Below are 14,844 nucleotides of genomic sequence, written 5' to 3'. Positions count from 1 at the left end.
TCGTGCTCACCACGTTCGCGCGAGACTCCGTCAGGACGTTTTCGGACACACCAAACGGCGAGCATCGCGAGCCGTGCGCGTGTGTCGACAATCGCAAACGCCCCGATCAGTCGTGCGGGTGGAACCGCTCCATCGCGCGCTTGACGGCGTCGGTGTCGCCGATGAAGGTGACGTGATCGCCGTACTCCAGCACGCTGTCCGCCGACGGGACGTGGTTCTCGCCGTCGCGGCTGACGACGGCGACGAAGGTGCCGTCGGGGATCTGCGCGTTGAGGTCGCGGATCGTCTTCCCGGCGAGGTTCTCTGCAGTCACCTCGACCTCCTGAACGTCGTGGCTGTCGCCCAGTTCGCTCATCCAGTGGGTGATCGCCGGTCGCTCGATCTCGTCGTCGATGGCCACCGCCGTCGCCGTCGGCGAGTCGATCGCTTTCACGCCGATGCTGTCGAAGGCGTCGACGTTATCCGGCTCGTTCACCCGCGAGTACACCGCCTCTATGTCGAATTTCGTAATCGCGAGCTGACACGCGAGGAGGTTGATGTCGTCGTCGCCGGTCACCGTGATCACGCGTTTGGCGTCTCCAATCCCAGCGCCTCGCAGCGTCTCCGTGTCGCTGCCGTCGCCCTCGTACACGGTAAACCCCGCCGAGCGCGTCTCCTCGACTACCTCGTCGTCGCTCTCGACGATGACGACGTACTCACCCCGCCGCTCCAGTCGTGTGGCGAGCGCCCGGCCGACCCGGCCGCCGCCGATGATTATCGTGCGCATTGGTGACACTCCGAGAACGTCGCCGATCTGCCGCGCCAGTCCGGCCTCGATCGCGACCGTCGCGAAGATGACGGCGAACACCGTCCCGACCAGCAGTTCGCCCGCCGCTATGTTCCCCGCGAGCTCCAGTTCGATCGCGAACAGCGTGGCCACGCTCGCCGGAATGATCCCGCGCGGGCCAACGCTCGCGAGGAACAACCGCTCGGGCCACGTGAACCGCTCGACGCCGGCGGTGGCGATGATCGCCCCGAGCGGCCGGAGCACGAGCATGATCACCAGCACGAGCCCGACGGCGCCGAGGCCGAGCGCCGCGATCGCCTCGACGTCGATCAGCGCGGCCAACGAGATGAACACGAACGAGAGAACGACGAGCGTCGTGTTCTCCGCGAACCGCTCGATCTCCTCTCTGTGGTCGATGTCGAGGTTACCGAGGAGGATCCCGCTCGTCGCCGCGGCCGCGATGCCCGCCTCGGCGGCGACGACCTCGGCGGCCGCGAACGCCCCGACCGCCGCCGCCAACACGAGGAACTGGGACGCCTGCACGTCGCGTTCGGGGACGAACTCGCTGTCCAAGAGGAAGTAGATGATCACCGTCGCGAGCACTCCGGCGCCCACGCCGACGCCGAGCCGCTGGAGGAACGAGAAGAGAGTCGCGGGGACGCCCAGGTCGTCGAGCAGCAGCGTCTCGAAGATCACCACGGCGACGATCGCGGCCGTCACGTCGTTGACGATCCCCTCGGTCTCCAGCGCGGTCGCGACGTGGTCCCGGACGCGGACGACGTTGAGTATCGGCGTGATCACGGTCGGTCCCGTCGCCACGAGCAGCGCCCCGATGAGCAGCGCGATCTCCCAGTTGGCCCCCTCGAAAAACCGGACCGCGGCCGCCGTCCCGAGGAACATCACGAGGGCGCTGATCGTCACCAGTCGGAGCGACACCGTCGACGCACCCCGGATCCGCTCGATCTGTAGGGCGAACGCGCCCTCGAAGACGATGATCGCGACGCTGAGCCCCACGATGATCTCGAGCCCGTCCCCGAACGTCTCGAGGGTCACGAGCCCCAACACCTCCGGTCCCAACACGACCCCGATGAGGAGGTAGAAGATGACGCTCGGCACTTTCAGACGGTGCGCGACCAGTTGGACGACGAGTCCCGACACGAGGATCGCCGCGATGACCGGCAACAGGCTGGACACGTCTACGGGCCGTACAACTGCCGCCCTTCTTAGTGTACTGGTAGTCCGGGCCGTATGTGTCTCCGCGAAAAATAACTGAACGGAATACTCTCGCGGAAACGAATCACGCTATTGATTCGCACACACGAGCAACTATTAACTCGGTTCCTCCTCTCAGTGAGAATACGCCCGAGCGGACTCCCCGCCGGGCGTCCCTACCATGACCGTCCGCGACGCCATCCCGACGCTCGCCCCCCTTCGGAGCGTCGGGAATCGGGGTTGCGGAACGGTCGTCGCTCGCTTCGACGCCGTCTCCGCGTAACCCCCGACGCGGGGGCGGCCGGCTTCGCCCGTCGGAGCGATCGCCGCCTTCTCTCCGGCCCTTTCCGACAGTTGGACCTGGTAGCTCAAGCGGCAGAGCCCCGGAGTGAGGAATCGACTCCCTCCCGGGTCCGTATGGCAGTTCAACCCTGCCACCGCGCGATCGATGTCGCGCTCCGGCTGGCGGTCCCCCGCGACGCCGCGGGCGACCTCCACGCCGGGGTCCGCGACAAGCTCGCCGGGCGCGACGGCGTTGACGTCGAAACCGTCGACATCGTCGCCCTCCGGCCGCGCCTCAACGACCTCACGGTCGAGGTCGACGCCTCGCTCCGGCTCGCGCCGGAAACCGAGGTCGCCGACCTCACCGAGATCGTCGGGGTCCACCAGGCGCGTCCCCGGTAGCGGACGCCGCCGGGCGACCCCCGGTCGACGCGGTCCCCGACCGACGCACCGACTCCGACCGCGGCGCGAGGTCTCGCGCCACCCACCCGACAACACGACGATGAAACGAGACTCCCCCTCCAGACGCACGAGACGCCCCGACCTCTACACCGGTCCGGTGCCCGCCGACCGCGTGCCCTCGTGGCGCGCGACGGCGGCGCTCGCCGCGCTACCGGTCTTGGTGCTCGCGGCCGCGGCGTTCCCGATCGCGGCCGCGTTCGCCGCGGCCGCCGTCGTCGGCGCCGTCGCCGGCGTGGCCATCCAGCGCCGGTACCCCGACGCGGTCGATCGCGCAGTCGCCCGTGCGCGCTCGGCGCCCGGCGACGAACGGGCCGGCGCCGCCGACGGCTGAATCGCTTCGGCTCACCGACTCTCCACTGACGTTCCGCCTCTCCGCTTCGCCCCTCGCTGGCGCTTTCCCCTCCCTTCTTCGCCCCCTCGCTGGCGCTTTCCCCTTTTGTCCGCCTTCGTTTCGGTTCCGGCCGTCACCGCGGTCGTCCTCATCGCTTATCCGTCGGAGTCTCCGACGGATCGGCATGACCGATCGCGATCGCGGCTCTGACACCGCCGACGCCGGTCCGCCCGTCCCCGCCGCGCTCCGCGCCGGCGTCGCCCTCTTCAACGAGGGACACGTCCTCGCGGCGCACGACCCGTGGGAGGCGGCGTGGCTTCCGCTCGAGGGGGGGGAAGACGAGCGCCTGCTCCACGGACTGATTGCGACCGCGGCGGCGACCCACCACGCCGCAGCCCGAAACTGGTCCGGAGCGGTCGGCTGTGCGGGTAACGCGGAGAAGTACCTCGACGGGATCGGACCGGCGCCCCGAGGGGTCGACGTCGAGCCCGTCCGCGACTGGTGCCGTCGGCTCGCGGCCGATCCCGAAGCGATCGAGCGCACGCTGCCGCCGACGATCCGGATCGGGGGTGCGGCCCCCCGGTTCGGCGACCTCGACCTGCCGGCGGCGCTGCTTGCGGCACCTGCGCTAGCTGACGCCGTCGCTCCCGGCGACGAGGAGACCTTCGAGACCGCGGCGGCGCTCGCGCGCGAGGAGCGCGGCACCGGTCGAACGACGTTCGCAGAGTTGCTGTTCGCGTTCCTCCGCACGCCCGACGCCCGCCCGCAGGTGGCAGCGCGGCTCGCGGACCACGTGGAGTTGGTCGAGCGGAAGCGGCGGGACGTCGACGACCTGTTTTGATCGATCTCCCGGTCAGGCGCCGTCGGTGGGCGTGTCGGGGTCCGTCGGGAAGTTCGGTTCGGCCGGAGCGTCGCCGAGGTCGGTGTCGTCCGCGGCCGGTTCGCCGTCTCCGTCGGAGTCATCGCCCTCGTCTTTCGGTTTCCCCTCGAACGTGTAGTCGGCGGAGTTGTCGGCCGGGTCGTAGCCGAGGGCCTCGCGGGCGCGCTCGATCGAGTAGTAGCGTCGGTCGTTGTTCGAGATGCCGTAGACGATCTCGTAGCCGTAGTCGGCCTGCAGACACCGATCGAAGAGGTGCGCGCAATCGCGGTGCGAGAGCCACATCGCCTGCCCGCGCTCGTACTCCCGCGGCGGGTGGTCCTTCGTGAGGTTCCCGATGCGGACGCAGACGACGCTCATCCCGTGTTCGTCGTGGTGGAACCGCCCGAGCGACTCCCCGGCCGCCTTCGAGACGCCGTAGAGGTTCCCGGGCCGAGGGAGCTCGGTACCGTCGAGCCGGTAGCCGTCGTTGGGTCGGTACAGGTCGGGCGTGCGATCCTCGGTCTCGTAGCCGCCGACGGCGTGGTTCGAGGAGGCGAACACGAACTTCTCGACGCCGGTGTCGACGGCGGCGCGCATCACGACCTGCGTCCCGTCGATGTTGTTCCGAAGCACGGAGTCCCACGGCGCCGTCTTCCGTGGATCGCCGGCAAGGTGAATCACCGCGCCGACGCCGTCCATCGCCTCCCGGACGGCGTCCGCGTTGGTGATGTCAGCGACGAACCGGTCGGCGTCGGGAATCCCGGCGGGGACCTTCGCCGCCGGGAGCGGCTCCCTATCGAGGAGTCGCCACTCGTAGTCGTCGCCGATGCCGCGGAGGATGGCTTGTCCCACCCGTCCGCCGGCGCCCGTCAGCAGGACCGGCTCGTCCATTCGGTCGTACGTGGGCGCGAGACGGGCATATAACACACGGTTCGCCCGCGGTGCGGCGCCGGACCGGATTTTCCCTACAGTTTCTTTCTCGAGATGCTCACGCCGGTCGGCGTGACGACGATCTGGTCGTCGCCCTTCTGGACGATGTCGCCGTCGACCTCTTGGGCGACCTGCCGCAGCTCGTCGATGATGTGCTCGATCGTCCGGTCCGACGTGGAGTGACGGGTGATGTCGGCGATAACGAAGTCGCCGTCGTAGACGGCGTCTTTGATCGGGATCACGTCGCCCTGGTCACCGATCTCCGCGATGTGTACCTGCATCCCTGTGTCGGCGTGCGCCTCGGCGAAGTCGTCGAGGTCGAGCTCGACGTAGTCGTCGACGGAGCGGTTTCCGCCACCGCCGAGGATCTTGCTCATAATGCCCATACACACCACACGACGAGGTCGGACATTAGTTCTTACGTCAGACGCTGCGTCGCGCCGGTCGTCAGCGGTTCTCGTCGAGCCGCGCTTGCCACTCCTGGACCCGCGACAGCAGCTCCACCGGTGCGGTCTCCGCCACGTCGACGTCGGCCAGTTCCTCGATCACGGCGCGGGTTTCGGGGTCGAGCCGGTCGGTCTCTGCGGTTCCAGCGTTTTCCGCGGCCCCTGCGGTCCCCGCGGATCCCGCGGTCCCGCTGGGGCCGTCTGATGCCGCCCCCCGGGCCGTTCCGTTTCGACCTCCTTCGGAGTCTGGGGCGCCGGCCTCCGTCGATCCGGCGTCGCCGCCTTGCGCGAACGATCCCGACGAGAGGTCGAAGACGACCTGTCGCGTGTCGCCGTCGGCGGCGCCGGTGGGGGTCCCGCGCTCGCCGCTTCCGCCCCGTGACCCGCCCTTCGCCTCGATCGCCTTCTCCTCGCGGAGCCGGTCGAGCACCGTGTCGGCGCGGGAGACGACTGGCTCCGGCACGCCCGCGAGGTCGGCGACGTGGACCCCGTACGACCGGTTCGTCGGGCCGTCGCGGACGGTCCGGAGGAACGTCACCTCGCCGTCGCGCTCGTCGACTGCGACGTGGACGTTGGCGACCCGGGGGAGGTGGTCGGCCAGCGTCGTCAGCTCGTGGTAGTGCGTGGCGAAGAGGGTGCGCGCGCGCACCTCGTTGTGGAGGTACTCGGTCGCGGCCCACGCGATCGAGATCCCGTCGTAGGTGGCGGTGCCGCGGCCGACCTCGTCGAGGATGACGAGGGAGTCGGCGGTCGCCGAGTGGAGGATGTTCGACAGCTCCTGCATCTCGACCATGAACGTCGAGCGCCCCTGCGCCAGCTCGTCGAGCGCGCCCACGCGGGTGTAGATCCCGTCGACGAGCCCGACCGCGGCCGCCCGCGCGGGGACGAACGAGCCCGCCTGCGCGAGCAGTTGGATCAGCGCCGCCTGCCGCATGTACGTCGACTTCCCGCTCATGTTCGGACCGGTGACGATGAGGAAGCCGCGCTCCCCGTCGAGCCGGAGGTCGTTCGGCACGAAGTCGGTCGTCCGCTCGACGACCGGGTGGCGGCCGGCCTCCACGTCGAGCCGGCGCTCGTCGGAGAGTTCGGGACGGGTCCAGTCGTTGCCGGCGGCGTGGGTCGCCAGCGACGCGAGCGCGTCGATCTCGGCGACCGCCCGTCCCACGTCCTGTAAGAGTTCGGCGTCGGCGGCGACCCGCTCGCGGAGCTCCTCGAACAGCTCGTACTCCAGGTCGCCGCGGGCCTCCTCCAGCCGGAGCACCTCGCGTTCCCGCTCCTCTAACTCGTCGGTGACGAACCGCTTCGAGTTCTTCAGCGTCTTGATCTCGCGGTAGTGTTCGGGGACCCCGTCGGCCGCGGACTTGCCGACCTGGATGTAGTAGCCGTCCGTCTTGTTGCGGTCGACGGTGACGTGGCTCAGGCCGTACTGCCGCTTCTCGCGCTCCGCGAGCGTGTCGAGCCACTCGTTCGCCTCCTCGTGGCTCGCGATCAGCTCGTCGAGCTCGTCGTCGTATCCCTTCCGGAGCAGCCCGCCCTGCGTCTTCGTCTTCGGCGGGTCCTCCGCGAGCGCGTCCGCGAGCTCGTCGTGGAGGGTCGCGGCGCGCTCGCGGTCGATCCGCTCCAGCACCGCGGCGACCGGGGAGTCGGCGAGCGCGGTCCCGGACACGGCGTCGACGAGCGCGGGCACCAGCGCGAGCGAGTCCCGCACCGAGAGGAGTTCTCGCGCGCCCGCGCTCCCGCTCGTCGCCCGCGCGGCGAGCCGTTCGAGGTCGTACGCGTCGCCGAGCGTCTCGCGCAGGCGATCGCGCGCGAGCGCCGCCGACGCGAGCGCTTCAACGGCGTCGAGCCGGCGATCGAGCTCCCCGCGATCCCGCCGCGGGCGGGTGAGCCACTCCCGGAGGAGGCGACCGCCGGCGGCCGTGACGGTGTGATCGATCGTCTCGAACAGCGACCCCTCGCCCTCGCCGCGCATCGTCTCGGTGAGTTCGAGGTTGCGCTGGGTCGTGGCGTCGACGGCGACGTGGTCGTCGTCGCCGTAGGCGGTGAGCCGGGTGATCGACGCCAGCACGCCCGCGCCGGTCTCCTCGACGTAGCCGAGGACCGCGCCCGCCGCGCGCAGCGCCAGATCGGAGTCGATCCCGACGCTGTCGGCGGTCTCCCGGCCGAACTGATCGCGGACCGCGTGGTTCGCGCGCCCCGGCGCGAACGCCTCCGCGTCGAAGACGGAGACGGACCCCGACAGGTCCTCCCGGACCGCCCCGAGTAGCCCGTCGTCGTTGCGGACGCGCGGCCCGGGGAGCACCTCCGCGGGGTCGAACCGGTACAGCTCCGCACGGAGGTCGCCGGCGGTCTCGACCTCGGTGACGAGGAACCGGCCCGTGGTCACGTCGGCGAGCGCGAGCCCGTAGGGACCGCCCGCCTCGTCGCCTTCGGTCGCCGACGCGCCAGCGCCCGGCCCGTCCCCCTCGCGGACGACCGCCGCGAGGTATCGCGCGTCGTCGTCGGCGGTCTCGAGGAGGGTGCCGGGCGTGACGACCCGGGTGATCTCGCGGGCGTGGCCGTCGTCGGTCTCGTACTGGTCGGCGACGGCGACGCGGTAGCCGCGCTCGACGAGCGCCTTCACGTAGGGGGTCAGCTCGGAGAGCGGCACGCCCGCCATCGGGTACGACGAGCCGTGCGAGGACTTCTGCGAGACGGTGAGGTCCAACTCGTCGGCGACCAGTTCGGCGTCGTCCGCGAAGAACTCGTAGAAGTCGCCGCACTGCATCGCGAGGACGTCCGCGTCGGTCTCCGCCTTGAGATCGAGGAACTCCCCGACGATCCCCGTTGGCATATACCCGTACTCCCGCCGTCGGCGGGTAAAACCCTACGGGTGTCGCCCGATGGGTATCGCCTCCGGTTATTAAGTGCCGACCGATCGAACCGGCAAACGATATGGTCGCGCTCGACGCGTTCGCCTTCGTCTTCGTCGCGGGGCTCGTCACGGCGCTCGCGACGGGCGTCGGCGCGCTCCCCTTCTTCTTTTTCGACACGATCAGCGACCGCGGCAACGTGGCGCTGTGGGGGTTCGCTTCCGGAATCATGGTGGCGGCGTCGCTGTTCGGGCTCGTCGACGAGGGGCTCGCCGAGGGGACGCCCACGGAGATCGGGATCGGCATGCTCGCCGGGGTGGTCCTCGTCGTCCTCGCGCACGACGTGCTGATGGACGCCGAGATCGACCCGCGGGAGTACGAGGAGGCCGACTTCAAGAAGCTCGTCCTGATCCTCGGCGTCCTGACGGTCCACAGCTTCCCGGAGGGAATCGCCGTCGGCGTCTCGTTCGCGGACCTCGGACTGGAGGGCGGCACGCAGCTGTTCGGGTTCACCGTGCCGCTTCTGGCGGTGTTCATGACCCTCGCGATCTCGATCCACAACGTGCCCGAGGGGACCGCCATCTCCATCCCGCTGCGGTCGATGGGCGTCTCGAAGTGGAAGATGGTGTGGTGGTCGGTGTTCTCCAGCCTGCCGCAGCCGATCGGCGCGGTCGTCGCGTTCGCGTTCGTGCGCTACGCCCGCGAGTTCCTCCCGTACGGCTTCGGCTTCGCCGCCGGCGCGATGATCTACCTCGTGCTCTCCGAGTTCATCCCCGAGGCGCTCGAAACCGGGAGGGATCTGCCCGGCGGGGGAAAGCCGGTGCTCGCCGTCGGGATCGCGCTCGGCGCTCTGCTGATGGCGCCGCTCAACTTCATCTGACCGGAGAGGGAACCGCTACGCGCCCCCGTCGAACGCGGTCGGGTTCACCGCGCCGGGACCCTCGCCCACGTCGTAGCGGCGCCGGATCGCGGCTCCCATCCCGTCGACCGCGGCGGCGACCGCCTCGCGGAGGGGCTCGCCGCGCGCCAGCCGGGCCGCGATCGCGCTCGACAGCGCGCAGCCCGAGCCGTGGGTCGCGTCGGTCGCGACGCGGGGGTTCTCGAACCGGAGCGCGATCGCCGAATCGGAGTCACCCGCTCCGCCGTCTCCTCTCCCGCTCTCGACCACGAGCGTGTCGGTCACGCGCTCTCCGTCGTCGATGTGACCGCCTTTTATAAGCGCGGCGTCGGCGCCCGCGTCGACCAGCTCTCGCCCCGCGCGCTCGGCGTCTGCCGGCGTCTCGACCGGGGCGTCGACCAGCACCTCGGCCTCGTCGGCGTTGGGCGTGACGAGCGTCGCCGCCTCGATCAGCCCCTCGTAGGCGGCCTCCGCCTCGGGCGACAGCAGGCGGTCGCCGCTCGCCGCGACCATCACCGGGTCGACGACGACCGGGGCCTCGACCGCAGCGACCAGCCCGGTCACCGTCTCGACCGTCTCGGCCGTGGCGAGCATCCCGGTCTTGACCGCGCCCACCTCGAAGTCGTCGACGACGGCGTCGCACTGGCTCGCGACGTGTCCCGGCGGCACCGCGTGCACGTCGCGGACGCCGCGGGTGTTCTGGGCGGTCGTCGCCGTCACGACCGACGCGCCGAAGACGCCGTGCGCGGTCATCGCCTTCAGATCGGCCTGTATCCCCGCCCCGCCGCCGCTGTCGCTGCCGGCGATCGCGAGCGCGACGGGCGGCGAAACGCGGTCTCGAGCGGTTGTCATACTTGGGTGGTATAACTCAGTTATCTTAAACCGTGGCGATCGCCGACGCCGAACGGCCTTTGCCCCTCGCGGCCGAACCGACGGTATGTCGAACACCGACGCCGCGGACGACGCGGAGGGACCGGCTTCCGACGCGACAGAGTCGATCACCGTCTACTCCGACTACGTCTGCCCGTTCTGCTACCTGGGCCGGCAGTCGCTCGCGCGGTATCAGGAGACGCGCGAGGAGCCGCTCGCGATCGACTGGCATCCGTTCGATCTCCGGGCGGGTCAGCGCGGTCCGGACGGCGAGATCGACGACTCCGTGGACAACGGGAAAGACGAGGAGTACTACGAGCAGGCCCGCGAGAACGTCCGCCGCTTACAGGACGAGTACGACGCCGAGATGGCACAGGAGCTCAGAACCGACGTGGACTCGCTCCCGGCGCAGACCGTCTCGGTGCACGTCCGAGAGACCGCGCCCGAGTCGTGGCTCGCGTTCGACGAGGCGATCTTCGCCGCCCTGTGGCAGGACGGCCGCGACATCGGGGACGGCGAGGTACTTGCTGACATCGCGGAGAGCGTTGACGGGCTCGACCCCGGCGTCGTCGACGAGGCGCTCGCGGACGACGACCTCCGCGACCGCGTCACCGACCTGTTCACCGCGGCGCGGGAGCGCGGGGTCTCCGGCGTCCCGACGTTCGCGTACGACGGCCACGCCGCGCGCGGTGCGGTGCCGCCGGAGCAGCTCGAACGACTCGTCGAGGGGTAGGTCACCCCGATTTCAACTGGGAACCGCTCACTCCTCGCTGCCGACGTCGTTTTCGACCTCCCCCTCCCCGTCGACGAGCCGATACGACAGGGACACCGCGCCGAGCGCGAGCGCGGTCCCGGCGATCACGTCCGTGAGCCAGTGGATCCCGAGGTACATCGTCGCGATCACCACGCTCGTCGCGAGCCACGCGGCGATCGGCGTCCACAGCGGGTACTCTCGCCGGGTCAGGACCGCGAACGTCCCGACGGTCACCGACAGCGACGTGTGCAGCGAGGGGAAGACGTTCGTGGGCTCGTTCACCTCACCGGTTAGCGCCATGAACTCCGGGTTGTGGGTGAAAAGCAGCGACGTCACCATGTCGGGCATGACGTTTCGCGGTCCGTACGCGAACACGACGGTGTACAACACGAGCCCGATCGCGTAGTTGAGCGCGTACGCGACGACGAGCCGCTTCACGGTCGTCGTCCGCGGGAGGGCCAGGTACGCGAGGAACGGGAACGCGAGCAGGAACACGTACCCGTACACGTACACCGACGAGAAGTACATCGTCAGCCGGGGAGAGCCGAACGTCGCCTGCACCCACGCGACGAAGTTCCCCTCCAGCGCGTAGATGGCCCACGTCAGCTGGAGCCCGAACAGCTCCGAGACCGTCTGCAGGGAGCCCCGACCGATCGCGCTCGCGATCAGCACCACCACGAGCGCGGCGAGGGGCTTCCGAATCTCCCACAGCCGGTCGCGGAGGTCGTCCCAGAGCGCGTACAGCCGCCGGGGTCCGATGATGGCGACGCTCGCGACGAGCAGGGCCGAGCCCACCCACAGCGCGAGCGAACTCACGACCGACAGGAGCGGGCTCATCTCCCCGGCGCGAGCAGCTGCCCCTCCTCGTCGAACCGGTACCCGGCCTCGCGGAGCCGATCGCGGGCCGTCTCGGCGTCGAGCGATCCGGACTCGCCGACGAACGGATGGACGGGATCCGCCTCGCGATCCTCCCACAGGAGGTCCGAGGGGACCCACTCCGGGGTGGCGGCGAGCGGCGAGGCGGCGGGCTCGGCGTACCCGTCGAACGCGGCGTCGACGAGCGTTCGCTTGTCGATCAGCGACGCGAGGACCGCGCGGAACCGGGGGTTCGACAGCGGTGCCCGACGGGTGTTGTACCCGACGTGGTAGAATCCGCCGGATTGGCCCGTGACGAGCCGCGCGTCGGCCTCGCGTCCGATCCGCGGGACGGAGTCCGGTCCGAGGTTCGAGACGGTCGCGTCCGCGCGCCCGTCACCGACCGCCTGCACCGCCGCGACGTCCGATCCCATCACCTCGATCTCCAGTCGATCGAACGCCGGCTTCCCGCGGAACCGCTCGGGGATCCCCGCGAGCGGATCCGCCGTGTCACCGGCCGACCTATTCCCGTCGGCCGAGCGCACGAGGAAGTGGTCCGGGTTGCGCTCGAAGGCGACCGACTCCTCGGGGGAGGCCTCGACGAAGCGCACCGGACCGCTCCCGATCGGGTTCTCGTTGTTCGTCACCACGGCCTCGGTCGTCTCCGCGTCGAACTCGAACCCGGCGATCGTCGCCATCCCGGTTCGCTCCTCCCAGACGTGCTTCGGGAGGATCGGCACTTGGAGGGCGCGCACCCCGACCGCGCCGTTGACATCGTCGAGCGTCAGTCGGACGGTCGTCTCGTCGACGGCGGTCGCCGACTCGACGGCTGAGACACGGCCGCGGAACGTCGGCGTCGGCACCGGCGACTCGGTCGTTCCCATCGAGGTGTCCCTGAGGAACTCGTAGGTGAACGCGACGTCTTCGGTCGTCACCGGCTCCCCGTCGTGCCAGTCGGCCTCCCGCAGCGAGATCTCGATCCCCGCGTCGCCGACCCGCTTCCAGTCGGCGGCGAGCCACGGGATCACCTCCCCGTCGTCGACCAGCGCGAGCCGGTCGTACAACAGGGAGGTGAACGTGCCGTAGCGCCGGTACTCGGCGGCGATCGGGTTCCAGTTCTGGGTGATGCGCTCGTCGGTCGTCACCAATCGGAGGGTCGCGGCGTCTCCCGCCTCGTCGCCGTCCGTGAGCGGGTTGTCGTCGATCAGCCCGCCCTCGGTCTCGTTGCCGTCGGTGGTCTCGTTGCCGCCGTCTGCAGTCCCGTCGCTGCCGGCCGTCTCGTTGGTGCCGCCGTCGACGGTCTCGTCTCCGCTTTCGGTCGTATTCCCGTCCGCGTCCCCGCCCGCCGCGTCGGAGCGCTCCAAGCCGAGCAGCCCCCCGACCGACAGCGGCTGGCGGTTCGTCCAGTTCTCGAACCGGTCCTCGCGGACCGCCGTAAGCGGGTCGGGGAACGCGACGACGGTGAACGGCTGCAGCTCGCCGAGAGTCCGCTGGAGGTCCGCCACGGCCTCGCGTCGATCGTCACCCTCCGCACGGCGCTGGCTCGCGAGCAGCTCGTCGACGCCGTTGATGTCGGTGAACCCGAACGGGTTCTGCCAGCCCGCCTCCGCGACGAACCGCGAGTGAGTGAACCCGTACATCGCGTCCGGATCGAACGGCTCCGCCTCCCGGAACTGGCCGACGTACACGTCGAAGTTGTGGTTGATGAGCACCTTCCGCCGGAGGTCGGTCTGCCCGAGGGTGCTGATCCGGGCGTCGACGCCCACCGCGTCCAGGTTCTCCGCGAGATGTCTGGCGATCCGGATCGCGTTGGGGTCCCTGTCGGCGGGCGGGGCGTTGATCTCGAGGGTCAGCTGGGAGGGTCGGTCGCGTCCGGCGATGTTCCGCGTGCGGCCGAGACAGCCGGCGCTCAGGGCCGCGATCCCCGTTCCGGCGAGCAGCTCTCGCCGACTGACCTGCCTCGTCATACGTTCGTCGCTGTTTCGCCCCCCGCGTATATCTCTTCTGTGGTGCCGTCGCCGGATCGAACCCTCAGTACATCCGTTATCCCTTTCAAACGATCGCGAGAGCCACACAGATCACCGTTCAGATCACGTCGGCGAGCGGGAGCGCCAGTCCGACCGCCCACGCCGCCAGCCCCGCCGCGAGCACCGGGCGGTCCGCGGCGGCGCGCCCCATCGCGACGACGCCGAGTGCGGCGAGCAGGGCGACTCGGTGGACGAGGAGATCGGGCGGCACCGCCACGCCGAGCGCGGCGAAGTCGATAACGAACCCCGCACCGAGCCCGACGACGACCCCGATGAGCGCCGCGCCCGACTCCGAATCAGGCGCTCGTACGACGACGAGCGCCGGAATTCCGACCGCGATGATCAGGTACAGCGGGGCGGCGATGAGTTTCGGTCCGACCTCGGGGTACGCGGTCTCCAGCGCGACCCCCGCGACTCGAACGCCGACGATGAGGGCCGCGAGCGCGGCGCCGAGAAGCGCGGCGTCGGCGTGTCGAACGGCTTCCCGCCGCCCACGGCGCGCGAGTTCGACGGCCGCGGCCCGGGTCCGACGCCGGAGCAGCGCTCCGGACAGCGTCGCCAGCGTCGCCAGCTCGATCACCGAGACCCAGCCGTCGCTCCATCCGCCCTCGATGCCGCGGTACTCGCGGCTGACCTCGGCGTCGACGCCGCCATGGATGAACTCGTCTTCGAGTCGGACCGCGGGGTCGTCGATGCCCGGCACCGTGTGGCGGAGCCGGAACCAGTCGTAGTACTCCTCGTGGGCCTGCACCGCGGTGTAGGCGCCGTCCGGCGACTCGTACGCCCGGAGGTGGTCGCGCACGCCGAGGTACGCGCCGTCGTGGAGCTCGAACGTCTCCTTCAGCCAGACGCCGCCGTCCGGCCCCTCGACGTAGCTGTAGCGGTCCGAGCTGTGCGCGTCCGCCCAGTCGCGCTCGACGAGCGCCTGTACCCGCTCGGCGTCGGCGGTCGCCGCCGCCTCGGCCGCCTCGGTCTCCTCCCAGTCGGCGCCTGACTCCCCCTCGATCGCCGTCCGCGTCGCCTCCGCGTCGGCGCGAAAGAGGACGTTGATCGCGAGCGTCCGGCCCTCGACCGAGGTGCTCCGGCTCGTGTACGGCCAGAGACGGTAGTCGCCGGCGACAGCGATGAGCGACGCCTCGTCGACGGGCGATGGCGCCGGCTCCTCGACGGTCGGCGGCGGCGCCTCGTCGCCCGCCCCGGCGAAGAAGCCGGAGGCCGCGAGGCCGACGCCGACCGCGACGAGGAGCGCGACGACGACCGTCGTCCGTTTCATGAACCGTGTGAGGACGCCGGGGGAGAA

The 14,844-nt window shown here is 70.3% G+C and carries 13 protein-coding genes; 5 read left to right on the top strand and 8 right to left on the bottom strand.

The features are described from left to right. Positions 1–106: 106 nt before the first annotated feature. On the bottom strand, positions 107–1,948 hold the full coding sequence (locus FGL94_RS15045) for a cation:proton antiporter domain-containing protein (protein WP_144927337.1): 1,842 nt from the start codon (positions 1,946–1,948) through the stop codon (positions 107–109). Positions 1,949–2,395: 447 nt separating this feature from the next. Here FGL94_RS15045 and FGL94_RS15040 point away from each other — a divergent pair, with 447 nt between their 5' ends. From FGL94_RS15040 to FGL94_RS15030, 3 genes are all read left to right on the top strand, one after another. Next, entirely contained in the window at positions 2,396–2,662 is a 267-nt protein-coding gene (locus FGL94_RS15040; protein ID WP_144927113.1) for a hypothetical protein, read from the top strand. Between the two features lie 100 nt (positions 2,663–2,762). Continuing rightward, the gene (locus FGL94_RS15035) at positions 2,763–3,053 is read left to right on the top strand and encodes a hypothetical protein (protein WP_186313430.1); all 291 of its coding nucleotides are present in this window, start codon (positions 2,763–2,765) and stop codon (positions 3,051–3,053) included. 184 nt (positions 3,054–3,237) lie between these two features. Further along, entirely contained in the window at positions 3,238–3,894 is a 657-nt protein-coding gene (locus FGL94_RS15030; protein WP_144927110.1) for a DUF309 domain-containing protein, read from the top strand. 12 nt (positions 3,895–3,906) lie between these two features. On the opposite strand, the gene azf is transcribed toward FGL94_RS15030, so the two are convergent. The 3 genes from azf to mutS all read right to left on the bottom strand — a co-directional run bounded on the left by azf (position 3,907) and on the right by mutS (position 8,121). Beyond that, on the bottom strand, positions 3,907–4,803 hold the full coding sequence (gene azf, locus FGL94_RS15025) for an NAD-dependent glucose-6-phosphate dehydrogenase Azf (RefSeq protein ID WP_144927107.1): 897 nt from the start codon (positions 4,801–4,803) through the stop codon (positions 3,907–3,909). 74 nt (positions 4,804–4,877) lie between these two features. After that, positions 4,878–5,228 (bottom strand): cell division protein SepF, encoded by a 351-nt coding sequence (locus FGL94_RS15020; RefSeq protein WP_123623856.1) that lies wholly within the window; start codon positions 5,226–5,228, stop codon positions 4,878–4,880. A 61-nt stretch (positions 5,229–5,289) separates the two neighbouring features. Next, complete coding sequence (gene mutS / locus FGL94_RS15015; protein WP_144927104.1) at positions 5,290–8,121, bottom strand: DNA mismatch repair protein MutS; 2,832 nt, start codon at positions 8,119–8,121, stop codon at positions 5,290–5,292. Between the two features lie 101 nt (positions 8,122–8,222). Here mutS and FGL94_RS15010 point away from each other — a divergent pair, with 101 nt between their 5' ends. After that, positions 8,223–9,020 carry a ZIP family metal transporter gene (locus FGL94_RS15010; protein WP_144927101.1) on the top strand — a complete coding sequence of 266 codons (798 nt, stop codon included), beginning with the start codon at positions 8,223–8,225 and terminating at the stop codon, positions 9,018–9,020. Positions 9,021–9,035: 15 nt separating this feature from the next. Here FGL94_RS15010 and thiD read toward each other — a convergent pair whose 3' ends face one another. Further along, complete coding sequence (thiD, locus tag FGL94_RS15005) at positions 9,036–9,890, bottom strand: bifunctional hydroxymethylpyrimidine kinase/phosphomethylpyrimidine kinase (RefSeq protein WP_144927098.1); 855 nt, start codon at positions 9,888–9,890, stop codon at positions 9,036–9,038. 85 nt (positions 9,891–9,975) lie between these two features. Between thiD and FGL94_RS15000 the strand changes: the two genes are divergently transcribed. Continuing rightward, positions 9,976–10,641, top strand: coding sequence for a DsbA family oxidoreductase (locus FGL94_RS15000; protein ID WP_144927095.1), 666 nt, complete (start codon positions 9,976–9,978; stop codon positions 10,639–10,641). 27 nt (positions 10,642–10,668) lie between these two features. On the opposite strand, the gene FGL94_RS14995 is transcribed toward FGL94_RS15000, so the two are convergent. From FGL94_RS14995 to FGL94_RS14985, 3 genes are all read right to left on the bottom strand, one after another. Next, a complete protein-coding gene (locus FGL94_RS14995; RefSeq protein WP_144927090.1) occupies positions 10,669–11,499 on the bottom strand; it encodes a phosphatase PAP2 family protein in 831 nt (276 codons plus the stop codon). After that, the gene (locus FGL94_RS14990) at positions 11,496–13,484 is read right to left on the bottom strand and encodes an ABC transporter substrate-binding protein (protein ID WP_144927087.1); all 1,989 of its coding nucleotides are present in this window, start codon (positions 13,482–13,484) and stop codon (positions 11,496–11,498) included. Before FGL94_RS14990 ends, FGL94_RS14995 begins: the two co-directional genes overlap by 4 nt. Before the next feature lie 118 nt (positions 13,485–13,602). After that, a complete protein-coding gene (locus tag FGL94_RS14985; protein ID WP_144927084.1) occupies positions 13,603–14,817 on the bottom strand; it encodes a hypothetical protein in 1,215 nt (404 codons plus the stop codon). Positions 14,818–14,844: the final 27 nt, after the last annotated feature.

Source organism: Halorubrum salsamenti, assembly GCF_007671685.1.
Lineage (GTDB): Archaea > Halobacteriota > Halobacteria > Halobacteriales > Haloferacaceae > Halorubrum > Halorubrum salsamenti.
This window is presented reverse-complemented; position numbering and strand designations above follow the sequence as displayed.